The sequence below is a fragment of the uncultured Pontibacter sp. genome (assembly GCF_947502515.1).
Lineage (GTDB): Bacteria > Bacteroidota > Bacteroidia > Cytophagales > Hymenobacteraceae > Pontibacter.
In genome coordinates, this window is the sequence record NZ_CANNAI010000005.1 from 263,859 (window position 1) to 286,986 (window position 23,128).

The following is a 23,128-nucleotide window of genomic DNA, read 5'->3' on the forward strand; positions in this document are numbered from 1 at the left end:
TTACAAAGAGGCGGGGCTTTTTATGTTATGAACGGCTAGTATTCCAGATTTCCGGATGGGCGGCTTTGACCGCCTCCTTTTTTACCTCGCCAGTTTCTGCTGTTACCCTTAGTTGAGCGGCTACTCGTGCCTGCGCTTGCAGTAGCACGGCTGTTTCCTTCGCTTCTGCCTGATCGGCCATTACCGCTTCCGGATGGCCTGTTACCACTTGCAGCACGGTTACCGTTATTAGAAGCTGTTTTGTTGCGCGGCTCTCTTCCGGCTGGGCCTTTCGGCTTTTTGGCATGCTCCAGGTTAACAGATAAGTGCTCAGGCAAAGCAAAAGGGTGGTCCGCATTTACTTTGATCTGCTTGTTGATCAGCTTCTGGATGTCGTGTAGGTAATAGCGTTCTTCCTCATCGCAAAACGACAGTGCTATACCTGCATTGCCGGCACGGCCCGTACGACCAATGCGGTGCACGTAAGTCTCAGGTTCGTTTGGCAGTTCATAGTTAATCACATGCGACAGCTCCTCTACGTCAATGCCGCGGGCGGCAATGTCCGTAGCCACCAGCACACGGGTAGAACCTGCCTTAAAGTTACTCAAAGCACGCTGACGCGCATTCTGCGACTTGTTGCCATGGATGGCTTCTGCCTGTATATTCGCTTTGTTCAGGTCCTTGGCTACGCGATCGGCACCATGCTTTGTTCTGGTGAATACCAGCACACGGTCAATCTCAGACTCTGAAAGAAGGTGACGCAGCAAATCGCGCTTGTCGTTTTTCTCTACAAAGTATACGGCCTGACCCACTTTCTCAGCGGTAGACGACACAGGTGTCACTTCCACTTTTACCGGATTAATCAGAATGGTATCGGCCAGTGCCTGGATAACAGGCGGCATGGTAGCTGAGAAGAACAGTGACTGGCGCTGCTTTGGCAGCATCGGGATGATGCGCTTGATGTCATGGATAAAGCCCATGTCCAGCATGCGGTCCGCCTCGTCCAACACGAAGAACTCTACGTGCTTAAGCGAGATAAAGCCCTGCCCGATCAGGTCGAGCAGACGGCCTGGTGTTGCGATGAGCACGTCTACGCCACGCTTTATGGTCTGAACCTGCGCATGTTGCGACACGCCACCGAAAATAACGGTATGGCGCACGCCGGTGTTCTTGCCGTAAGCGGCAAAGCTTTCGTTGATCTGTATGGCCAGCTCCCGTGTAGGAGTCAGGATAAGCGTTTTGATGGTATTAGATGCTCTGTTTTTTTGGTTGTGCAGCATCTGTAGCACAGGTATGGCGAAAGCAGCTGTCTTGCCTGTGCCCGTCTGGGCGCAGCCAAGCACGTCGGTGCCAGCCAAAAGGTGTGGTATAGCCTGTTCCTGTATTGGCGTAGGCTGCGTATAGCCCTCCGCCTGAAGTGCCTTCAGGATAGGATCTATTAAATTTAATTCGCTAAATGTCATGTATGATTGATTATTGCAAGCTACAAAGGTAAGTCTATTATTCCGGCTTGCGCTTATTTATTTGTAAACCACTATACTGCTACCCAGCAGGTATAGGATGGTCGAATAAGGGTACAACAGGAAGTGTATCGTAATAATTCAAAGCAGGTATAAGCAGGGCAGTTCTGGTTTGTGACAGCCTGTAAATGTGTCAGGGCAAAATGTTTTCTTAGATTTGCGTAGGTATAGGCAGGTATGACCGCTCTGTAGATATTCTGGGTGCGACAATGACTTGCTTTTAATATAACAAAGGAAATGATACAGCCACACACGTTGCACATCCGCAATATGGTTTGCCCCCGCTGCCTCAAAGTGGTGACCCAGGAGCTGGATAAGCTTGCCTTACATCCGATAGCCATACAACTGGGCGAAGTAAAGCTGGAGCAGGAGCCCACAACAGAGCAATTGCAAAAGTTGCGGGAAGCCCTGCAGGAAAATGGCTTTGAACTAATAGAGGATAAGAAGGCAGAACTTGTCGAGAAGATCAAGATCGCCATTATCGAACTGATTCGATCTGGAGAGGTGGAAAATCTCCATGTTAACACATCAGACTACCTGGCACAGCAGCTTGGCCGTGACTACCACTACCTGAGCACGCTCTTTTCGGCTGAAGAAGGACTTACGATTGCACGCTACGTCGTGCTGCAAAAGGTAGAGCGGGCCAAGGAGTTGCTGGCGTACAACGAGTTGAGCCTGAGCCAAATCAGTTTCCATTTGGGCTATAGTAGCGTCGCGCACCTGTCGGCGCAGTTCAAGCAGGTAACCGGGATGTCCCCATCGGAGTATAAAAAAGCCGCAGCTCCCTTGCGGAAGCCGCTGGATAATGTAAACTGATTTAATTGCTTATGGGGAAGGGGAATTACGGGAAGTTTATGCTGATGCTTGGGCTTTCCTTCTTGGTGATATATGTCGTCATGTTAAGCAATGTAGCCGAAATAAGCCACATTCACCTCAACCTCAGCCGGCTGTACATGACCATCCTGATGGTGGCTCCTATGGCTTTGATCATGCTGGGGGTAATGCGCTCGATGTACAGAGACCAGAAGCTGAACGCTATCATCGCCGTCATGAGTATTGTAGCTATTGTTGGGTCATTTATTATGCTGCGCAACCAGTCCTATGTCGGTGACAAAGCGTTTATTCATTCCATGATCCTGCACCACTCTTCTGCGATACTGGTCAGTGAAGAGGCCAGAATCAGTGATCCGGAGTTGAAGAAGCTGGCAGAGGAGATTATCCGGTCAAAGAACGAAGAAATCGCAGAGATGGAGAAAGTTCTACAGCGGTTAGACTGAGTAAGCAGACAGTACTGCAGTCCGAAGTTACTTAAAAGCAAGAGCGCATGCTGCGTCGGTACTGACTTGGCATGCGCTCTTGCTTTTTGAAGCAGGAAATTACTCTACCCGCATCAAGAATTCTTCTTTGATGAACTCGAGTATCTCAGGAGAGAGGGGCTTCGAGAAAAACTCCTTTACTTCCTTATGGCTGCGGGCACACTGTATGTCTTTGCGGTCCACAGCTGAGGAAAGCATAAATAAGCTACACTTCTGGGTGGCGTATTCCGGAAGTTTGCGATACTCTTCAATAAAATTCCAGCCGTCCATTCCAGGCATGTTGATATCCAGGAAAATCAGATCAGGGAATTTTTCTCCTGAAGGTTCCACAGAAGACTTCAGAAAATCAAGTGCTTCTTCAGCTCCTTGAAAGCTGAAAACGTCCTCAGCAAAGTTCTCATTTCGGATGATGCTTTCACAAACGAAGTTGTTCACTTCATCATCATCAATCAAAACTACTCTTTTCAATATATTCATTACTACAGGGTGTGTCTAAAGTAAATGTTAAAAGTAGTGCCGACATTCACCTGACTATCTACTTCTACTTTGCCGCCTAGCAGCTCAGCCTGGGTTTTGACAAGATGCAATCCCAAGCCCCGTCCTTCTCCGTGAGCATGAAATCGCTTGTATAAACCGAAGACTTTTTCTTTTTCCTTACTCAGGTCGATCCCAAGACCATTATCTGATACGCTGAGACAAATATAGTTAGGAATAGTGAAAGTTTTAAGCCGCAGATACAAATTTCTGTCAGGCGATCGGTATTTCAAAGCATTTGTGATGAGATTATGCATGATGCTGTGCACATAGCTCCGAACGCCAATCACGTTGGGCGCCTCATCGAAGTCCCGCTCCAGCCTGATATGCCCTCCCAGCAGCTCATTGGGGAGGCTATCATAGATCTCTTCATAGACATCCTCAAACTTAATCTCTTCCCGTACATTGTTGAGTTCACTCCTGATCGTGAGGAGGTCGTTGAGGTCCCGTATGGTGGTGTCGAGTAGTTTGGCAGACTTAAACAGGTTGTCAATCACCCGGGGGTTCATGGGTGAATCAGGCTTGTGCTTGTTGTATATAGTGGTAAGGCCCAGAATGTTAGCAATCGGAGCTCTCAGGTTATGTGATACAATGTAAGCGAACTGCTGCAGGTTCTGATTTTGTTTCAGCAGTTGGTCAGTCAGCTCGTCCCGCTTTTGCTGAGCCTCCTTGTAAGATGTCATGTCAGAGGCAGAGCCATCGAGAAGGTAAACGTGCCCGTTTTCATCCTTTCTGGGCGAAATGCGCAGCATCAGCCATTTGCACTGGTTGTCTTTTGTTATGATGCGTACTTCATAATGCTGGCGCTCGCCCTTTTTGAGTTCTGGCAGAATGTGCTGCTCTATGTAAACTCTGTCTTCCGGGTGTATTCTGTTGCACCAGAGCTCAGCCTGTGCTGTAAACTCTTCTTCTGTATAACCCGTCAGTTCGAGGCACTGCGGACTTACATAGAGCATCTTAAGAGCAGTGTCAGCGGAGAATATCATTTCCGGTATGTTTTCCAGGGTTGATTGCAGCAGGTTTTTCGCCTTCAGGGCCTCCTGCTCTGCCCATTTGCGCTCAGTGATGTCCTGCACCGAGCCATGGAAACGGACCAGCTTTCCCTGCGCATCATATTCCGGCTCTCCAATTTCATAGACCGTACGCTTCTGACCATCAGGCCGCACAATGGTGTGCTCCACCGATAGGATACTGTTATTTTCAGAAGCTTCCTCTATCGCCTTCCATATGAGCTCACGTTCCTCCTCTGGCACAAAATGGATGAAGTTGAATCGCGATGGAATAAAGGACATCCTATTGACGCCATAAATAGCATACACACTGTCAGACCAGGTCAGCTGGTCACGCTCCACATCAAGTTCCCAGTTGCCCAGCATGGCCAGTTGCTGGGCCCGGGCCAGTTGCTCCTCGTTGCGCTTGATAGTCTCCAGCGCCAGCTTGCGATCTGAGATATTGAGCACGTTCAGGGCAACGGCCAGCACACGGTTATCCGGGCCAAGCACTGGACGAAACGCTATTTCATGCCAGAAATCGCCATGGCCATCTTCATACTGGATGATCTCACCTTTCATGGCACGTGCATGCTGCTCCCGAAACTGCCTGCCTTTTTCTTCACCAACCAAATCCAGGAAGTTCATTCCTGTTTTTAGCTCTTTCATCAGCATGTTGTGCACATCTTTCTTTGCCACCGCATTGCACATCATCACACGCATTGATTTATCGAGCAGGTAGATCGCCTGTGGTGAGCTGTCAAGTAGTGCCCTCAGGTTCGCCTCACTGGCCATTAGTTTTTCCTGGGCTATGACCTGTTCTGTAATATCGATCATAGTGCCGTTCCAGATCACGTGGCCAGCCTCTCGCCAGGTAGGGAGGCCGTGGGTCTGCACCCATTTCCATTGGCCGCCCTGCGGCTGCCTGATCCGGAAGATCACCACCAGGGGAGACAGGCTGCGATAAGAATCAGTGATGGCACTCAGAACCTGGGGCACATCATCAGGCTCGATGTGTCGGTATAGCGCCGTAATGTTGCCATACACCTCTTGAGGACTTATATGAAAAAGGTCCTGGATGCCGTCACTGACAAATGTAAAGGCGTAATGGGACAGGCTCTTCATCTCCAGTTGAAAAACAGCGCCCGGTATGCTGGAGCTGATCTCTCGCAGCTGTTTATCGTTCACCTGCAGTTTTTCGATCATCTCCAGGCGCTCATCCACGTTTATAGCGACAACCAGACGCGGCATACTTTCCCCAATGCGCGGCAGCGCATGAGAAATCGCCTCGACCTCAAACTCACTGCCGTCGCTGCGTTTATGGCGCACCCTGCTTTGCTGCGACTCCAGCTCGTCTACCTGGTCCAGCCTGAATTTAAGAAGCGGCACGTCATGCTGCGGCCTTATGTCGAATATGTTCAGCGCCAGGAACTCCTCTCTGCTGTAACCATACTCACGGAGGGTGGCCTTGTTTACGTCCAAGAACTGCATCGTGAGCCGGTCATACACCCACATGGGGATAGGGTTCATGTCGAAGAGCATCTTATACTTCAGCTGGCTCTCAGATAGCGCTTCCTGCAGTTCCTGTCGTTTCTGCATTTCGGCGTTGAGCAATTTGTTGTCAGAGCGCAGCCGCTGAATGACGTTGCGGAGCAGAAGAGTGGCGGCAATGCTTATCAGTATGATAATGGCAAGTATAAGCCGGTGACTTTGTACAAATGACGAGATAGAATGAGATGCCTGCTGGCTGCTTTCGCGGGTAGCTTGGCGTATACTTTCACTTAAATCCTTGAGGTAGTTTTGGTGATGCCGGTATTCAGGGGTGATCACCATGCGGTTATAGGCCAGAGCCTCTGCTATGTTGCTACTGCGGCTAAGTTGCAGCAGGTGCTTGACCAGGGTATCGTGCGCAGCCGTCTCATTTTCAAAATTGCGGAGAATCTGTTGGCGCTGCTTATCCTGCATCATGGCCTTCAACTGCGTGATGATGTCGGCACTGTGTGCCTGGGTCGCCTGAATGTCCTTTTCGTATTTGGCTTTCTCAGCAGGACTGGTTGAAGTCAGGTGCAGTAGTACTGCCTGGTGTACGGCATCATCATTGGTCTGCAGGTCATCGATGAGTTCAAGCTCCTGCAAGGCCAGCACGATATAAGCATCATGGCTGAGCTGAACCTGGCGGGCCTGAAAAAAGGTGTTGGAGATCAGGATGAGCAGGGTAATCAATAGGCCCGCGAATACAAACAGCACAAGATAGGTCGTGCGCGATGCTGCATGCAGATGCGTGGGCTGGTTTGTTTTCAACATGGGTCAGGTACAGGTGCTTACTAAATTACGAAGCACAAGTATTTGGGTCGCGGATTTTGCACTGATTGTTATCAGTGTTTATCCCCGAACTTAAACAATTGCAACTCTAAAAACAAAAATACAGCCTCCAATTAGTTTTATTCAACTGATTTTCTGGCAAATATGATATAGTTCAGGTATAGTACAGCAGCTCAATCCGTCAAAAATCTATAAACCTTTTAAAAGATAGTGTAACACACAGGGCATGAAAGGGGCGTACCTTTGTATTGATTGGACGCTAAACCATCGAGACAACATGGAAACGATCACAAAAAAAGCCTATAAAAAAGATACTTTCCCCGTAGAGGGGATGACTTGCGCCTCCTGTGCCTCCAGCATAGAGAGCATGCTGCGTACTGTGGAGGGCGTGCAGGAGGCCAACGTGAACTTTGCCGGCAAGACAGTGCAGGTTGCTTATGCGCCGGATCAGGTTAAGCCGGATCAGCTGCGCGATACCCTGGAGGAGATCGGCTTTGAACTGCTGATTGACCAGCATACCGAGGAGGAACTGGAGGAGCGCCAGGAGAAGGCACTGGGTGTACTCAAAACCAAAACCATTGTAGCGGGCGTACTGGCATTCCCGGTATTTGTGCTGGGCATGTTCTTCCACAATGCCTTCAGCTGGGGCAACTGGGCCATGCTGGCTTTCACTACCCCGATTCTGCTTTGGGCCGGTCGTCACTTTTTCGTGAATGCCTGGGGGCAGGCCAAGCACCTGCGGGCCAACATGGATACGCTCGTAGCACTGAGCACAGGTATAGCCTTTATTTTCAGCTTGTTCAATACCGTATACCCAGATTTCTTCCTGAGCCGCGGACTGGAGCCGCACGTGTACTACGAAGCCGTAGCGGTGATCATTGCCTTTATCCTGATGGGTAAGTACCTGGAGGAAGGCGCCAAAAGCAGAAGCTCCGAAGCTATAAAAAAACTGATGGGCCTGCAGCCCAAAACGGTGCGCGTGGTTCGTGATGGTGTGGAAGCTGAGATTCGCATAGAAGAGGTGCGCCTAGGTGACCATGTGCTGCTGTTGCCGGGCGACCGGGTGCCGGTGGATGGTGAGGTAGTGTCAGGCGGCTCGTATGTGGACGAGAGCATGCTGAGCGGTGAGCCTTTGCCGGTGCAGAAACAAGTGGGAGATATGCTTTTTGCCGGTACGATCAACCAGAAAGGTAGTCTGCAGCTCATTGCCCGCAAAACCGGTGGTGAGACCATGCTGGCCCATATTATCAAAATGGTGCAGGAGGCACAGGGCAGCAAGGCGCCGGTGCAGAAGCTGGTAGATAAGATAGCGGGTATTTTCGTGCCGGTCGTGCTGCTGATCGCGATACTGACATTTGTAGCCTGGGTGGTATTGGGCGGAGAAGCTTATCTGTCGCAGGCGCTGGTGTCGATGATTTCGGTGCTGGTAATCGCCTGCCCATGTGCCCTGGGCCTGGCAACGCCTACTGCCATTATGGTGGGCGTGGGCAAAGGTGCTGAAAACGGCATCCTGATCAAAGACGCGCAGAGCCTGGAGCATGCCTATAAAGCCAATGCCATCCTGCTTGACAAAACCGGAACGATCACCATGGGTAAACCCGCTGTAACTGATGTGGTATGGGCAAAAGGCGTAGAAGGGCAGGAGCGACTGGAACAGCTTTTCTTTTCGATCGAAGCCAAGTCAGAACACCCGATTGCGCAGGCCATCTATACCTACTACAAAGAGCAGGGAATGCAGTCGCTAGAGCCGGAGTACTTTAACAGCGTGACTGGTATGGGGGTAGAAGCGGCTTTTGAAGGGGAAAAGTTCTTCGCCGGAAACGAGAAGCTACTGCGCCAGGAAGGTATAAGTATAGAAAGTCAGCTCGCTGATGCCGCCCGACAGCTGCAGGAAAACGCGAAAACCGCCGTATACTTCGCTAATGGGCAGAAAGCCTTGGGTGTGTTTGCGGTAAGTGACCCGATAAAACCCGCTGCTGCCGAAGGGATAGCCCGTATGAAAGAGGCCGGCCTGGAGGTACACATGCTCACTGGCGACAATACACAAACTGCAGCGGCCGTATCTCGACAGGTGGGCATCACGCACTTTGAGGCCGAACTACTGCCAGGCGACAAAGCAGATTTTGTGAAGAAACTGCAGGAGCAAGGCAAAGTAGTCGCCATGGTAGGAGATGGCATAAACGATGCACAGGCACTGGCCACAGCTGATGTTAGCATCGCAATGGGACACGGTACCGATGTAGCCATGGATGTAGCCGGCATTACGTTGATGCGCTCTGACCTGGTGCAAGTGGCGGCGGCTATCAACCTGTCGCGGGCGACGGTGCGTACGATTCGGCAAAACCTGTTCTGGGCTTTTATCTACAACGTGATCTGTATACCTGTTGCTGCAGGTCTGTTGTTCCCGTTCACAGGCTTCCTACTCAACCCAATGTTAGCCGGTGCTGCCATGGCCCTTAGCTCGGTTTCGGTGGTAAGTAACAGTTTGCGCCTGCGTGGCAAGAAATTATAAAAGTATTTTTAATTAGTTGATAAATTATGTTAAATATGAAGACCTATAAGTTTAAAACAACCATTAACTGCGGAAGCTGTGTGAGAGCCGTAACGCCACACCTCAATAAACTGGAAGGGGTACAGGACTGGAAAGTGGATACTGACAATCCGGACAAGATCCTGGAAGTGAACGCCAATAGCCTGGATGCACAGGATATCAAAAGTACTGTGGAAAAGGCAGGATTTAAGGCAGAGCAGGTATAACCTGTGATAAATAGGATGCTTTGCCTGCTAAAATAGACAGAGCTGTTTTATGATGAATGGGCAAGTTGAATTATCAATTTGCCCATTTTCTTTGTCTATAGACGGGTTTCCTGGGGTGAAGCCGGGCTTTGCTTCTGTTCAGCAAAGCAAAGGTCAGCATAGAGGCACTCGTCATGGCTAAACCTAAGAACTCACGGGCTTCTTCAATGTTTTTAATATCTCCTCCACCAATGGCTAGCCCTTCCCATTTCTCAGGCCAGAAGAACACAGCACCTACTGCATAGGCAGCAAAGGCGCTAAAAAGCACAACCTGACTGATTCTGTTGAAAGAAACCAGGAAACTGAAAATGGCTGCCAATAGATAAATTGCTATCCAAATGGCAGCATCCGGGTCATTGTATTGCAGCGCTGCAAAGACAATGAAAACAATACCCATGAGAATCGAAATGATTTGTTTGAAGACCATAGTTGATGGAGATGGTTACCTAACTATACTAAAATAATTTATAAAAGTTTCCTGTTTTTATTGTGTTTTAAAAGTAAACGAGCAGCCTGGGGCTGCTCGTCATAAATTCAGTAAACTTAAACTTAAAAGCCTACCAGGCCCATTGCGGACAAATTATTTTAGCGGAATTGCGCAGTTTTAAGCCTAATACCACCTCATGGCTGCCTGAGTTGGCGCCGGCAAGTGGCGATACACTCGCATCGTAAGCATAGCTCAGATCCATCAGGTAGCTGATATTTATACCTGCCATTACAGTCACTGACTCGTTGTGCCGATAAGAGGCCGCCGCCCAGATACGGTCACTGTACAAAGCCTTGAGCGTGGCATCTACTGATACCGGGCTTGGCTGGGCCATTTTCACCATTACCGAAGGTATAAGCGCTAGGTCGGGCGACACATCCAGTCGGTAACCACCCGTCAGGAAGTAGTGCTTCTGTAGTCGGCCGCTGTTGTCGGTGGCAGTGCCAGTCGTCAGGTGCTCACGCTTGCTGGGTACAAGCTGCGCACCGGCTATACCTACGTAGTAGTTGTAAGAATAGAGCCACAGGCCCATGTTCAGGTCGAACTTCATCTCGTTGATCCGTCCATCGTTGATGGCTCTGTCATTCGGGTTGATGACACGTACAGCGGTGGGGTCCAGGCTGTACTGGATCAGGCCCGGTGCCACACCGGCAGCTATACGCATGGTGCGGGAAAGCGGCTGGTGGTAGGCATAGCTTACATTAAAACTGCTGCGCTTGAGTGGACCCGTAGCTGTCGTCATGGCCATGGCACCCAAGCCATGGTGTGGCCTGATGCGACGGTAGGATGTCGGCTTTTTGGTGGTAGCCTCTTTGGCAGGCGAACTGTTGCGCTGCGCCGCTGTAACGGGCGATACCTCTTTCATGATCGGGGCATGGAAGGTGGCGTAATAGGACACCGGGGCTCCCTCCAATCCGGACCACTGCTGTCTGGTGCCGATTTTCACGTCAGCGTAATCCTCTATACCTGCTATGGCTGGGTTGAGCAGGTAATTGTTGAGGGTGTACTGGCTGTACTGCGGCTTTTGCTGCGCCATGGCCTGTGTCGCCAGCAAAAGCACAAATCCTAAAGCTAAAAGTTTGTTCATAGACGGTTATTTAACAATTGTCACACTTCCTGAAAGCGGTTTTTCCTGGTTGTCAAGCTGAATGAGGTAATAATATGTGGCGATAGGCAGTTCCTTGCCGTTCTGGCGACCGTCCCACGGCAGTTTATAGCCCTGTGAGCTAAACACCGTGTTGCCCCACTGGTTGAACACCTGCACCTTACAGTTCGGGTACTGCTCAATGTTGAGGATTTCCCAGACATCGTTCACACCGTCGTGGTTCGGAGTAAAGGTATTTGGCACATACACCAGTTGTTGCACTGCAATAGTCACCTCGTCTGTAGACACGCAGCCGGCTTCGTTGGTCACGGTTACGGTATAGGTCGTGGTTTTCTCTGGTTTGGCGTATGGGTTGGCAATGTTCGGGTTGTTCAGTCCTTCCGCTGGTGACCAGCTATAGGTCGTTCCACCGCTAGCCTGGAACTGCACCGTTCTGCCTAGCATCAAAGTCTGGTCCAAACCTGCATTGGCACTTGGTGCAGGCACGGTTACCGTTACCGGGCGGCGCTCGCTGGCGCACGACGAAGCCACTTCCTGCACATAGTAGGTGGTTGTGCTTGTCAGGATTGGTGTGGTGAAGCTGTTGCCGACATGAATCGGATTGCCGCCTTTCGCCTGGTTAAACCATTCCAATCTGCCGCCTTTGCCGGTGGCGTTCAGGGTAGTTTTGGTGCTGTGGCAGATGGTCTGGCCACTGGCAACCGGCATGTCCGGCAATGGTGTTACGGTTACTTTTATCGCCTCGCTCACCAATCTTCCGCAGGACTCAGAGGTAACTACTCTTCTAAACCAGGTGGACTGGGTAAGTGCAGCCGATTGGAAGTCTTTGCCATTGTTTATACTTGCAGCTATTGTATAGCCATTGTCCGGACCGCTGGTGCTGCTCTCCCAGCTATAGTTATAGTTGCCGCTACCGCCTGTTGGCAATGTGCCCACTAGCGGAGAGGGTGCAGTGCCATAGCAAATGGTCTGGCTGGTGCTGATGCGGTTGTTTGCCATTGGCGGACGCACGCTGATGAACACAGCCGCGCTGGTGTCTGGCGTTGGACCTGAGAGTACTACTCGGCGGAGCCAGGTAGACTGCGTGAGTGCTGCCGGGCTATAGTCTTTGCCGGTACTCTGGCCGGTAGCCGTCATAAAGCCTGATTTAGACCCCTTCGTGCTGGCCAGCCACAGGTATAGGAAGTCACCATCGCCACCTACAGGCACAGAGCCCTGGAGTGTAGCCGGTTTGTTGCCCGCACAAATTACCTGATCGCTGTAGATGTTGTTGTTCGTGACGCCTTTGTGCACCTCGATCAGCACCGGATCAGAAGTAGTTTCGCAACCACCCGAGAAGACACGGCGACGGAACCAGGTAGATTCGTGCAGTGCACCTGGCGTATAATGGCGACCGTTATTTATACCTGCTGCTGGCTGGTAACCACCTTGCTGGCTGAGGCTGCTCTCCCACAGGTAGGTATAAGTGCCTGCTCCTGCGCCACCGCTTGGGTTGGTTCCCGAAAGCGGAGCCGGTGTCTGGCCACGGAAGATGCTTTGGTTCAGGCCAATTGTGTTGTTGCTGATGACTGGCGAGACTGTAATCGTCACTACATTCGACACATGCTGGCACGGACCAGTCTCCACCACACGGCGGAAAGAGGTCGTGGTAGTGAGGATGCCCACGTTCAGGTCGGCTGATACGCTGTTGTTTACCTTGCGGAACACGCCGTCATTGCCTGCCGCTTCCCAATAGAAGGTATAGCTGCCAGTACCGCCGCTAGGCTGTGAACCAATCAGTTTAGCCGGAGCAGTACCTGTACAGATCACCTGATCCGCAGAGATCGTGTTGTTGGCGATCACGGCATTTACCAGGATGCGCACTTCTGCCGAAGTATTGTAGCACTCGCCAGCCACCACTTTGCGGCGGAACCAGGTGGTTTCCGTTAGCTGACCCGGCTGGTAGTTCATACCCGTGTTGTTGCCTGTAGCTGGGGCAAAGTCAGTGCCCTCCGTATGGCTTTCCCACAGGTATACCGGTTGCTCGTTGCCACCAGTTGGCCGGGTGCCTTTCAATTCGCCCGGCGTATCGCCTGCGCAAACCGCATGTGACTGAGTAATAATGGTGTTATGGGTGATCACTGGCTGCACCACAATCTCCAGTACCGTACTTACCGACTGCTGACAAGGAGCAGAGTAAACTACTCGTCTGTACCACATGCGCTCAGTCAGTGGGGCAGGAGCCTGGTAATCAGGCTGGTTGTTAGTGCCTGCTGCGGCCGTAAAGTGCTGGCCATCGCGGCTGCTTTCCCACAGGTAGGTATAGCTGCCATTGCCTCCGGCCGGGGCCGTACCTTTTAGTTGCTGCAGCACATCGCCTGCGCAGATGATACCCTTCTCAATAGCAATAGTATTGTTGCTGATCGCCGGCAGTACGTCCACTTTCACGGCTACGCTGGTGTGTGCCTCGCATGGACCAGACAATACAACTCTCCTGAACCAGGTCATTTGCTCCAGCGCCTCTGGCTGGTATGAAGCACCTGTGGCACCTGCTACCACGCTGAAGCCTGCATTGGCACCCGTTACGCTACTTTCCCACTGATAGGTATAGCTGCCGTTTCCACCTGAAGGCGTCGTACCAGTTAGTACATTCGGTCGCTGACCGGCACAGATAGGTGCACTTGGAGCTGTCAGGCTGTTGTTGTTGATGCGTTTGTTGACTGTCACCGTCACAGGGAGGCGCTCACTGCTGCCGCAGCCGTTCACATTTACCGCCTCTACAAAGAAGGTTGTGGTTTGCTGCAGTACCTCTGTTTCAAAGCTGTAGCCTTCGAATAAGTATTCCTGTGCTGATGCATTGGCATACCAACGGAAGGTATTGGTGGTATGACTGTTCACAGTCAGGGTGGCTTTACTGCCCTCACAAACCGTAACAGGAGCTACCTGTGGCGCTGCCGGTAAACCCACTACGGTTACCTCGATCACATCGGAGTTGCTGATACACTCACCGGATACCACTTCGCGGATATACCAAGTGGTCTGAGTAAGGGTAGTCGGACTCGTGTAGTGCTGGCTGGCGTTGCTGCCAGGAGCCGGGCTGAACGTAGCACTCGGGCCTGCGGTGCTGTATAGCCAGCGGTAAGTGTAGCTGCCGTTGCCACCGGTAGGCAGTGCGCCCGTGAGCGTGGCTGCAACAGTGCCTTCGCAGATAACCGGCTGCCCGGCGATCTGAATGGTGTTCTGCTCAATGGCCGGCTGCACCAGTATCTGGATTTCGTTGCTGACGCTTTCGCCGCAAGGGCCACCTGTTACCACACGACGGTACCACATGGTTTTATCGTTGATCTGCGGGGTATAGTTCAGGCCTGAGTTAGTGCCAAGAGCCGGCTCAAAACTGCCGCTCTCGCTGCGCATCTCCCAGCGATACGTCTTTTGATCAGTGCCGCCCTGTGGCATGCTGCCGATAATAACAGATGGCGTGCTGCCGCTGCAGATGGTGCCCTGCTGCACCGAAACAAAGTTCATCGTGATCGGCTTTACCACTGTCACTTTCACGGCTTCACTCACGTGTACCTGGCAAGTGCCGGAGGTTACTTTTCGGCGGAACCAGGTGGTTTCGTTCAATACGCCGGGGGCATAGTCTTTTCCACTGAACCCACTAGGTGGCGTTTTAAAGCTGCCATTTACGCCTGTCGTACTAAATTCCCAGGTATAGGCATAGCTGCCCGTGCCGCCGATTGGCTCGCTGCCTTTCAAGGTTGGGGCTTCTGCGCCTTCGCAGATAGGAGCGATAGCGGTAACAGTATTTTGATCGATAACAGGTGTAACGGTAACAGCAATAGGAGCGGAAGTATGGGAGCAACCGGCTGATAACACCGTTCTTCTGAACCAGATCGTGCGGTTAAGCGTGCCCGGCTGGTAAGTAGCAGCAGAAGCACCGGCAATCACTTCAAATCCTCCTTCAGCGTCTGTTACACTGGCCTCCCATTGATAGGTATAGCTACCGTTGCCACCGGTCGGGGCAGTGCCAGTGAGTAAAGCAGGGGACTGGCCTGCGCAGATCGTCGCCACTTCTTTTAGTGTGTTGCGGTCAAGCGCTGGCAGAATCGTGACAGTTGCAGCCACTACAGGGCTGTAGCAACCATTTGTAACACCACGTACATAAAATGTGCTGGTGCCTTCTGGCAGATTCTGAGCTGTGAAGCTTCTGCCCGTTTCCAAAGCTTGAGTCGCTGCTGCATCTGCAAACCATTCATAAGCGCCGGCATTGCCTTCCGCTATCAAGGTGGCGCTGCTGCCTGCACCGCACAGGGTAACAGGGGCTACCATAGGAGCTGGTGTGGCCGGGTATACCTCTACTTTAAGTGGCGTGCGCACACTCGAGCAGCCGCCTTCTACTGTAGTTTGGGCGTAAAATATTGTCGTCTGATCAAGTGCTAAAGTCTGGAAACTGTTGCCTTCGTGCAGCAGATTGCCGCCTGTTGGCTGGTCGTACCACTGCACGCTGCCTTCGGCCTGCAGTACCTGTAACAATGCCGGGGTGCCCGGACAAAGTATTGTTACCGGCTGCACGGTTGGGGCTGCTGGCAGGTCATTCACCGTTACTGCGATAGTCTCGGAGACTTCACACACACCAGCACGGTAGGTATAAGTTAAGGTATAGGAACCCACGGCAGCGGGGTTAAATTGTCCGTCAGCCGATACATATTCAGAGCCGCTCCAAACACCGCCTGCATGTGAGGCCTCCAGTTGCATGATGCCGCTGTTGAGGCAAACTACTTCCTTTGGTGCGTTCAATTCGAGAACAGGTATAGCGTCGATGGTGATTTGCTGCGTAGCTTCTTCTGAATCGCCGCATTCGTTGGTAGCAATCACTTTTACTTCGTAAGTGCCCGGCTCTGTGAAACGCAAGGTTGGGAAGGCAGAGCCGGCGTGGGTGCCACTTTCAAATGTTGCGCTGCCAGGGCCGCTCACCTCCCAACGGTAGGCGCTGATGGTGCCGGACTGGGCATCGTAAACTGGTCGGTGGGCAGCGTTGTCTGCAGAGAAGGCAATGGTTTGTGGTCCGCAGTAGGTTTGCGCCTCTGGCAAAGTGGCCAGGGGCTTGTGAATGACCACGATATTCGTTTCCTGCGTGCTCACGGCAGAACAGAAGCTGCTGGCCAGCAGGGACACGGTATAAGTACCTGACTTATCGAAGCTGAACACCGGATTCTCAGAGTTGGCGTCGGTGCCCTCCGCAAAGCTCCAGCCTTCTGTGGCGGATACAGTCCAGGTATATTTCAGGTCTGCACCGGTTGAGTTGTTCTGTGCTCTGAAAATAGAAGGAGCACAAACACCGCCGTCCGGCGTCAGTTCGAAAGCCGCTTTGGGTACATCGTTCACCACGATCATCTGCTCCATCACGGTCGGCAAGCAGGTCGAGTTCGGGTCAAGTGGATAGGCAGTTAGGCGGACCATGTACTCACCCAGTTCGTTGAAAACCACATTCGGAGATAGCGTCGTGCCATTGCCTGATGTGAACTTCCAGCCTGTCGCCGGAAAGATCTCCCACTGCACACGGTATCGGTCGGTTCTGGCAGAGGCATCATAACCGTTCTTGGTCTTGTCCTGGAAGCGAACTGGCTCGTTCAAGCACACATTACCGATGGCAAAATCGGCGATAGGGCCTTTGGAAATACGGATACCGGTAAAGGTGGCGATGGATTTGTTACACTGATTGATGGCAGTACCTGTCAGTGTGAAGCCGTTTGGCTTGTCCTTGGAAGACTCCAGGAACTCGTGGCGTAAGATGCGGTCAGCAGGCAGCTCGTTGTGTTTGAACACATAAGGTGCCGTGCCATCGTCGAACTGGAAGGTATAAACTGTATGTGGTGAGTTGCCCTCCACACCTGTGATCTTAAACCCATAGGATACCGGGGCGCAGTCGATGTTATTGCCATCGCTGGTGATACCCAGGCCGGGGTTGCTGCCAATGAAAAGTTTCTCGGTGAAGGTACCCTGGCAGCCGCTGGCGTCAGTGGCTGTTACGGTAATCGTATAAAGACCTGGGGCAGTGTAGGTATGGCTGGTTCGCTCAAAATCAGTTCCGAGGGCACTGCTTTTGCCGTCGCCCCAACTGATGGTATAGCCCGTGTTAGTGGCGGCTGTAGTAGAGGCATTCTCCACCTCCAGCTTAAAAGAGTTGGCGCTGCCGGTATAGCTGCAATAGGTGAAGTCGTAGAGTGGGTCTTTGATCGTAGCGTCTGGCCGGTCACTGATCTGTAAAGGTGCTGAGGTGGCCGTACAGCCGTCTTCAGTGGTGGTCGTGACGGTATAAGTGGCTGCTTCTGTGACGGTAATGCTTTGTGTGGCAGCACCATTCGACCACTTGTAACTGGCTGCCTGTGTGGCAGTAAGAGTCGTTTCGCCTTCAGCACATAATGAAGGAGAGCCCGAAATAGTTATAATAGGAGTGCAACTTTGTGCTACGGTTTTTGTACCAAAACACAGCACATAAAGCAGGGTGAGCACAACAAACGTGAGGCTCTTTTGTACCGGTTGCATAAAGGGTTCAGTATAAGTTTGCTATAGATAAATGCTTTTTTATGAAAATGGCTATGGCCGGAAAATTCAATTCAGCTAAACGATGCGTTTTGAGAGAAAAACAGAGGTGTTGGTAATCCTTTCCTATGTCTGTCAACTAGTTAATGAGGTATCAGAAAAATGAATTCTGAGCTCAATAAATATTTATCATCTGTGGCTGAACATTTTCATGGTCTGTCCGTATTGTGCAAAATGTTTTTTGAAGGGACTTGGTTCAAATAATTGTAAATTTTTTATGAATCAAGATTTAAGGCACATCCAGATAAATAGCATTCTATTAAATGCTCCTATCTTGAATTAACGCAAGCTTTAGTTGTTTTCCTGTTCCAAGGCATTTGGGACAGATACAGGCGAGATAGTAATGTGTGGCGTTGTATTATTCTTATATGGTATTAAACAGCGAGTGAGGATGGATAAATAATATAATCTAGTCGGTGCTTGAGTAAAAATTTTTTGATTTTGGTAGAGTAGTTTAAAAAATGATCCTTTTTAGAGTAAGCGAATTATTGTTGATTATTTTTTAATAAAAAATTCCAGCCCCTGAGTGAAACCTTTTTAGGAATAGCAGTCTAAAAACGGATGATTTATTTAAATAATTATATAATAAAGATTAAAGGTATAATTTTAACCTATGTTTATTTAATAATATAAATATACTAATATTATCAATTTTAATTTTGTTGATGTTTTAGCGATAAATTAATAAACCTTAATATAAATGCAGTCGTATTTCAGTCTAAATTCTGGTTGTTAATTGTGAGCCCCTACAAAGCGGGCAAGCAAGTATCTCCTAAGCAGAATATAAATTATAAGCTAAAGTGAATACAGACATTAAGGTTGTCATGGGTCCTGGAGCAACGAGGGGATTGACAAAGTGATTGAAGACGAGAGGCGTGAGAAAGTCAATTAAGGTAAAAAGGGAATTATGATTCAATAAGTACAATTTCAGGTTATGCACAAATACAGACACTATAATAGTTTTAATAGAATACTCTTATTAATACTAGACATTACATTGATAGCTTTCGCGTTTAAGCTGTCAAACCTTTTCAGATACGGTGATCTAGAACTCACACACCAGTACAGTATCTTCTTTGTACTGTTTGCGCTCGTGTGGTGGATCGTTTCCGGGTTTAAGAATTTTGTTTTCCGGATCGATGGTTTTATTCCGGTAGGCAGAAGGACTGGTAACATGCTGAATGCTTTTGCGATACACGCCGTCATATTGGCCAGCTGTATCGTGATATTCAACCTGGAGCATCTGTCCCGCCTGTTGCTCTTGTATACTTACCTGTTCACAGCGTTGCTGATCGGTCTGAGCCGTGTGGTGCTTTTCCTGGCACAGCGCTATTTCTCAAAATCAGATATGGCCTACAGCCGCTACGTGATTGTAGGTATGGGTCCGGCAGCGATCAACCTGCACCAGACCTTCAGCAGCGACGAGGCACCGGGCCGCAAGTTTATGGGCTTCTTCTCTGACAAGGCCGACGAACTGAGCAAGCATAGCAGCATGGTGAAGGGCAATGTGTCTGACCTTCAGGAATTTTGCCTTCAGAACAACATTGACGAGGTGTACTATACCTTGCCTGTAAATGATAAGGAACACATCGACGAGCTGACAGAGTTTGCTGACGAGAACTTCATCTACTTCCGCATCGTGCCTGATTTCAGTGCCATTGTGCAGCGTGAAGTGAATATGTACTTCTACCAGAACATCCCGATGATCAGTGTGCGCAAAGAGCCACTGGAGCAGGTAACTAACCGTGTGATCAAGCGTGCTTTTGATATCGCCTTCTCACTGGGTGTGATCCTGTTCCTGTTCCCGATCGTGATGCCGATCATCGCATTGGCTATCAAGATCAGCTCTCCTGGTCCGATCTTCTTTAAGCAGCTGCGTCCAGGTAAAAAGAACCGCCTGTTTGTGTGCTACAAGTTCAGAACCATGCGTGTGAACAACAATACAGAGCTGCAGGCCACCAAGGATGACCCACGTGTAACCAGAGTAGGAGCTTTCCTGCGCAAGACCAACCTGGACGAACTGCCACAGTTTTTCAACGTGCTGCTCGGCGACATGTCGGTAGTAGGACCACGTCCGAACCTGGTGTCGCAGTTGGACCACTACTCTAAAGTGATCAACAAGTACAAAATGCGCCACTTCGTAACACCAGGCATTACAGGCTATGCTCAGGTGAGTGGTTACAGAGGCGAGACCAAGGAAGTGCACCTGATGGAGAAACGTGTGGAGTACGATGTGAAGTACATGGAAAACTGGAGCTTTATGATGGACATGAAAATCATCTTCCTGACTGTGTGGAATATGGTGAAAGGCGAGAAAAATGCATACTAACGAAATGACTGAGACAAACACCCTGCGCAAAACAACTGCACCCTTACAGCAAAAGCGCCGCCTCCTGAACTCCTATATCACCACGGGTCGTTTCGACGAGTTTGTGGAGCAGGTCTTCTGGATGACTGAAAACAGGACATCGTCTTACGTATGCTTTGCCAATGTGCACATGCTTGTGGAAGCGTACCAAGACCCGAACTTCAATAAAATACTAAACGAAGCAGACGTTGCCTCACCTGACGGTGGGCCACTTTCAAAGCTGATGAAGCTGAAGTACGGCCACAAGCAGGACCGCGTGCCAGGCATGGACCTGATGCCGCGCCTGATCAAGGAAGCCGCTGCCAGGGGCAAGTCGGTCTTCTTCTACGGCTCCACTGACGATGTACTGGAAGCTGTGGTGGCTACTGCAAAATCAAAACACCCGGATGTCAGGATAGCAGGCCATTATTCACCACCTTTCCGTCAACTTACAAAAGAGGAAGATCAGTCGATTGTGGACATGATCAACGACTCAGGCGCTGACCTGGTGTTTGTAGCACTGGGTTGTCCGAAGCAGGAGCGTTGGATGGCTGAGCACAAGGGCCGCGTCAAGGCCTGTATGCTGGGGGTTGGACAAGCGTATATGACATACGCGGGACTGGAAAAGCGCCTGCCGAAATGGGCGCGAGACCTGTCGCTGGAGTGGACTTACAGGCTGTACCAAGAGCCCAAACGGCTTTGGAAACGCTACCTGGTTACCAACAGCACTTTCGTATACCTGACGCTAAAAGACATGCTCTGGCCCAGGGATAAACATAATAAAGCTACTGCCGTAACGGTGGGTTAGCAAGACCAAAAATGCGCTGCGTAGGTATAGCACCACCTCAGCGCATTTTTTTCATCAGTTCTCTTAAAGCTTTTTGCAAGCGTGTCTGAAAAGCTTCTGACTTAAGCTCAACTTATCAGCCAAATGCAGGTATAAGGACTAGTAATTGCAGGTGGAGGTGTGTTATAACACGCGAAGTTCTGATACTTAAGAACATAGCTGCCTGCGATTATAAATTCCGCAATATCATAATCAAAATATAGTAATTGTCGTATAGAAGACAGATTTAAAACTGAAGTTCACCCCAAACCCTTAGAAATTAATGAAAGCTGTAATACTGGCAGGCGGATATGGAACCCGCATCAGTGAGGAGAGTGGTATCAGGCCGAAACCGATGGTGGAGATCGGCGGGAAACCCATCCTCTGGCATATCATGAAAATATACTCAGCCCATGGAATCAATGATTTTGTGATTTGCTGTGGCTACAAAGGCCACATGATCAAAGAGTATTTCGCCAACTACTTTTTGCATAACTCAGACGTGACCTTCGACATGAGCACCAACAGCATGAAGGTGCACCAGAACAACACAGAGTCGTGGAAAGTGACGTTGGTTGACACAGGCGAAGGTACGCTGACTGGCGGACGACTGAAGCGTGTGCGCGACTACATCGGTGACGAAACGTTCTGCCTGACCTATGGCGACGGTGTGAGCGATATTGACATTAGCGCTGCGATTGAGTTTCATAAACAGCAGGGCACCAAGGCCACGCTTACTGCCGTGCAGCAGCCAGGCCGATTTGGCGTTTTCACGCTGTCCGGAGAGGATACCCATGTGCGTCATTTCCAGGAAAAACCGGAAGGCGGCGAACAGCCATGGATCAATGGTGGCTTCTTTGTGCTGGAACCATCCGTGATTGACTACATCGACGGCGACCACACCACCTGGGAGCGCGAACCAATGGAACGATTGGCCCGCGAAGGGGAGATGGCTGCTTTCAAACACACAGGCTTCTGGCAGCCAATGGATACGCTTCGTGACAAGAACTATCTGGAAGAGCTGATCCAGCAAGGCAAAGCTCCCTGGTACAAAGTGATTCAAAACCAACCTGTAAATGCCTAAAGGGCAAAGGGTATAGCACATTGTTTGGCAACTGCGTATAACATATCCTATACCTGACCTTTTAGCGAAACATAAGCTGATGAAGAGAGAATTTCTGCAGCAGACCTATCAAAACAAAAAAGTATTTCTGACTGGTCATACCGGCTTCAAAGGTTCCTGGATGTTGCAAATGCTGCACTCGCTGGGGGCTGAGGTGATGGGTTATGCCCTTGCACCTGAAACCGAGGAAGACCTGTACCACCTCATCGATGGAGACAGCTTATGCGAGTCAGTGATCTCGGATATAAGGGACAAAGAAGCCGTAGAAGACGCCGTGCTGCGTTTTCAGCCTGACTTTATCTTCCATCTGGCAGCGCAGCCGCTGGTGCGTTTATCCTACGAGTTTCCTTCGGAGACCTTCGCAGTAAACGCCGTGGGTACAGCCCATGTGCTGGATGCGGTATGCAAATTGGAGAAGCCTTGCTCGGTGGTGCTGATCACGACGGATAAGGTATACGAGAACAAAGAATGGGTTTACCCTTACCGTGAAACGGACCAACTGGGCGGTTACGATCCCTACAGCGCCAGCAAGGCATGTGCGGAGCTGGTGATCTCGTCCTATACCCGCTCGTTCTTCCACTTGGAAGCTTTTGACCAGCATCAGAAAGCAATCGCCAGCACCCGTGCCGGTAATGTGATCGGTGGCGGCGACTGGGCCAAGGACCGTATTATACCTGACATTGTGCGTGCACTGCGGGTAGGGGAGCCAGTAACAGTGCGTAATCCGAATGCGGTGCGTCCGTGGCAGCATGTGCTGGAGCCACTGGGTGGTTACTTGTTGCTGGGTGCTAAAATGGCGCAGGACCCAAAAGCCTTTGGCGGTGCCTGGAACTTTGGTCCGCAGGCCGGTGACAATAGTCCGGTGGAGGACCTGGTACAGAAAGCCCTGCAGGTATGGGGCTCGGGCAGCTACGACAAGCCGGAACTCAAGAACCAGCCGCACGAAGCCGGTTTGCTCAAGCTCGACATCAGCAAGGCGTTAGTAGAGCTGGGCTGGACGCCAAAATACAACTCGGCGCAGGCCATTGAGCGCACCATCGGCTGGTATAAGACGTATCACGAAGGTATAACCGACATCAAGGAATTCACGATTGGGCAGATCGCGGAATACCTGGGTGAAGAACAGCCTGCATACCTGCCATCTTAATCTGAACGACAAGCACCTGCAAAGCAACCCTTGCAGGTGTTTTCCAATACATCAA

The 23,128-nt window shown here is 50.6% G+C and carries 14 protein-coding genes; 8 read left to right on the plus strand and 6 right to left on the minus strand.

The features are described 5' to 3' along the window. Nucleotides 1-35: 35 nt before the first annotated feature. The gene (locus Q1A54_RS14525) at nt 36-1,442 is read right to left on the minus strand and encodes a DEAD/DEAH box helicase (protein ID WP_299989611.1); all 1,407 of its coding nucleotides are present in this window, start codon (nt 1,440-1,442) and stop codon (nt 36-38) included. A gap of 294 nt (nt 1,443-1,736) precedes the next feature. Here Q1A54_RS14525 and Q1A54_RS14530 point away from each other — a divergent pair, with 294 nt between their 5' ends. Both Q1A54_RS14530 and Q1A54_RS14535 read left to right on the plus strand, forming a co-directional pair. Further along, nucleotides 1,737-2,315: an AraC family transcriptional regulator gene (locus Q1A54_RS14530; RefSeq protein WP_299989615.1), complete on the plus strand. Its 579-nt coding sequence runs from the start codon at nt 1,737-1,739 to the stop codon at nt 2,313-2,315. 80 nt (nt 2,316-2,395) lie between these two features. Beyond that, nucleotides 2,396-2,776: a DUF305 domain-containing protein gene (locus Q1A54_RS14535; RefSeq protein WP_299989617.1), complete on the plus strand. Its 381-nt coding sequence runs from the start codon at nt 2,396-2,398 to the stop codon at nt 2,774-2,776. 99 nt (nt 2,777-2,875) lie between these two features. Here the strand turns inward: Q1A54_RS14535 and Q1A54_RS14540 are convergent, their stop codons facing one another. Both Q1A54_RS14540 and Q1A54_RS14545 read right to left on the minus strand, forming a co-directional pair. Continuing rightward, nucleotides 2,876-3,292 (minus strand): response regulator, encoded by a 417-nt coding sequence (locus Q1A54_RS14540; protein ID WP_040574064.1) that lies wholly within the window; start codon nt 3,290-3,292, stop codon nt 2,876-2,878. Nucleotides 3,293-3,294: 2 nt separating this feature from the next. Next, entirely contained in the window at nt 3,295-6,642 is a 3,348-nt protein-coding gene (locus tag Q1A54_RS14545) for a PAS domain-containing protein (RefSeq protein WP_299989622.1), read from the minus strand. A 295-nt stretch (nt 6,643-6,937) separates the two neighbouring features. On the opposite strand from Q1A54_RS14545, the gene Q1A54_RS14550 reads away from it, so the two are divergent. Together Q1A54_RS14550 and Q1A54_RS14555 are read left to right on the plus strand one after the other, a co-directional pair. Beyond that, complete coding sequence (locus Q1A54_RS14550) at nt 6,938-9,172, plus strand: heavy metal translocating P-type ATPase (RefSeq protein WP_299989625.1); 2,235 nt, start codon at nt 6,938-6,940, stop codon at nt 9,170-9,172. 35 nt (nt 9,173-9,207) lie between these two features. After that, complete coding sequence (locus Q1A54_RS14555; protein WP_299989627.1) at nt 9,208-9,417, plus strand: heavy-metal-associated domain-containing protein; 210 nt, start codon at nt 9,208-9,210, stop codon at nt 9,415-9,417. 73 nt (nt 9,418-9,490) lie between these two features. Here Q1A54_RS14555 and Q1A54_RS14560 read toward each other — a convergent pair whose 3' ends face one another. The 3 genes from Q1A54_RS14560 to Q1A54_RS14570 form a co-directional block, all read right to left on the minus strand. Then, on the minus strand, nt 9,491-9,883 hold the full coding sequence (locus tag Q1A54_RS14560) for a transmembrane 220 family protein (protein ID WP_299989630.1): 393 nt from the start codon (nt 9,881-9,883) through the stop codon (nt 9,491-9,493). A 130-nt stretch (nt 9,884-10,013) separates the two neighbouring features. Next, nucleotides 10,014-11,030: a type IX secretion system membrane protein PorP/SprF gene (locus Q1A54_RS14565; RefSeq protein WP_299989632.1), complete on the minus strand. Its 1,017-nt coding sequence runs from the start codon at nt 11,028-11,030 to the stop codon at nt 10,014-10,016. Nucleotides 11,031-11,036: 6 nt separating this feature from the next. Further along, a complete protein-coding gene (locus Q1A54_RS14570; RefSeq protein ID WP_299989635.1) occupies nt 11,037-17,573 on the minus strand; it encodes a gliding motility-associated C-terminal domain-containing protein in 6,537 nt (2,178 codons plus the stop codon). A gap of 1,054 nt (nt 17,574-18,627) precedes the next feature. On the opposite strand from Q1A54_RS14570, the gene Q1A54_RS14575 reads away from it, so the two are divergent. The 4 genes from Q1A54_RS14575 to rfbG all read left to right on the plus strand — a co-directional run bounded on the left by Q1A54_RS14575 (nt 18,628) and on the right by rfbG (nt 23,073). Next, nucleotides 18,628-19,959: an undecaprenyl-phosphate glucose phosphotransferase gene (locus Q1A54_RS14575; protein ID WP_196115691.1), complete on the plus strand. Its 1,332-nt coding sequence runs from the start codon at nt 18,628-18,630 to the stop codon at nt 19,957-19,959. Nucleotides 19,960-19,963: 4 nt separating this feature from the next. Continuing rightward, nucleotides 19,964-20,785 carry a WecB/TagA/CpsF family glycosyltransferase gene (locus Q1A54_RS14580; RefSeq protein ID WP_299989640.1) on the plus strand — a complete coding sequence of 274 codons (822 nt, stop codon included), beginning with the start codon at nt 19,964-19,966 and terminating at the stop codon, nt 20,783-20,785. Between the two features lie 301 nt (nt 20,786-21,086). Further along, a complete protein-coding gene (gene rfbF, locus Q1A54_RS14585; RefSeq protein ID WP_007658941.1) occupies nt 21,087-21,887 on the plus strand; it encodes a glucose-1-phosphate cytidylyltransferase in 801 nt (266 codons plus the stop codon). 79 nt (nt 21,888-21,966) lie between these two features. Then, entirely contained in the window at nt 21,967-23,073 is a 1,107-nt protein-coding gene (gene rfbG / locus Q1A54_RS14590) for a CDP-glucose 4,6-dehydratase (RefSeq protein WP_299989644.1), read from the plus strand. Nucleotides 23,074-23,128 lie beyond the last annotated feature (55 nt).

Excerpts from the sequence above, each read along its gene's own strand:
- Q1A54_RS14525 (WP_299989611.1), bottom strand. The coding sequence starts at position 1,442 with ATGACATTTAGCGAATTAAATTTAATAGATCCTATCCTGAAGGCACTT.
- Q1A54_RS14530 (WP_299989615.1), top strand. The coding sequence starts at position 1,737 with ATGATACAGCCACACACGTTGCACATCCGCAATATGGTTTGCCCCCGC.
- Q1A54_RS14535 (WP_299989617.1), top strand. The coding sequence starts at position 2,396 with ATGTTAAGCAATGTAGCCGAAATAAGCCACATTCACCTCAACCTCAGC.
- Q1A54_RS14540 (WP_040574064.1), bottom strand. The coding sequence starts at position 3,292 with ATGAATATATTGAAAAGAGTAGTTTTGATTGATGATGATGAAGTGAAC.
- Q1A54_RS14545 (WP_299989622.1), bottom strand. The coding sequence starts at position 6,642 with ATGTTGAAAACAAACCAGCCCACGCATCTGCATGCAGCATCGCGCACG.
- Q1A54_RS14550 (WP_299989625.1), top strand. The coding sequence starts at position 6,938 with ATGGAAACGATCACAAAAAAAGCCTATAAAAAAGATACTTTCCCCGTA.
- Q1A54_RS14555 (WP_299989627.1), top strand. The coding sequence starts at position 9,208 with ATGAAGACCTATAAGTTTAAAACAACCATTAACTGCGGAAGCTGTGTG.
- Q1A54_RS14560 (WP_299989630.1), bottom strand. The coding sequence starts at position 9,883 with ATGGTCTTCAAACAAATCATTTCGATTCTCATGGGTATTGTTTTCATT.
- Q1A54_RS14565 (WP_299989632.1), bottom strand. The coding sequence starts at position 11,030 with ATGAACAAACTTTTAGCTTTAGGATTTGTGCTTTTGCTGGCGACACAG.
- Q1A54_RS14570 (WP_299989635.1), bottom strand. The coding sequence starts at position 17,573 with ATGCAACCGGTACAAAAGAGCCTCACGTTTGTTGTGCTCACCCTGCTT.
- Q1A54_RS14580 (WP_299989640.1), top strand. The coding sequence starts at position 19,964 with ATGACTGAGACAAACACCCTGCGCAAAACAACTGCACCCTTACAGCAA.
- rfbF (WP_007658941.1), top strand. The coding sequence starts at position 21,087 with ATGAAAGCTGTAATACTGGCAGGCGGATATGGAACCCGCATCAGTGAG.
- rfbG (WP_299989644.1), top strand. The coding sequence starts at position 21,967 with ATGAAGAGAGAATTTCTGCAGCAGACCTATCAAAACAAAAAAGTATTT.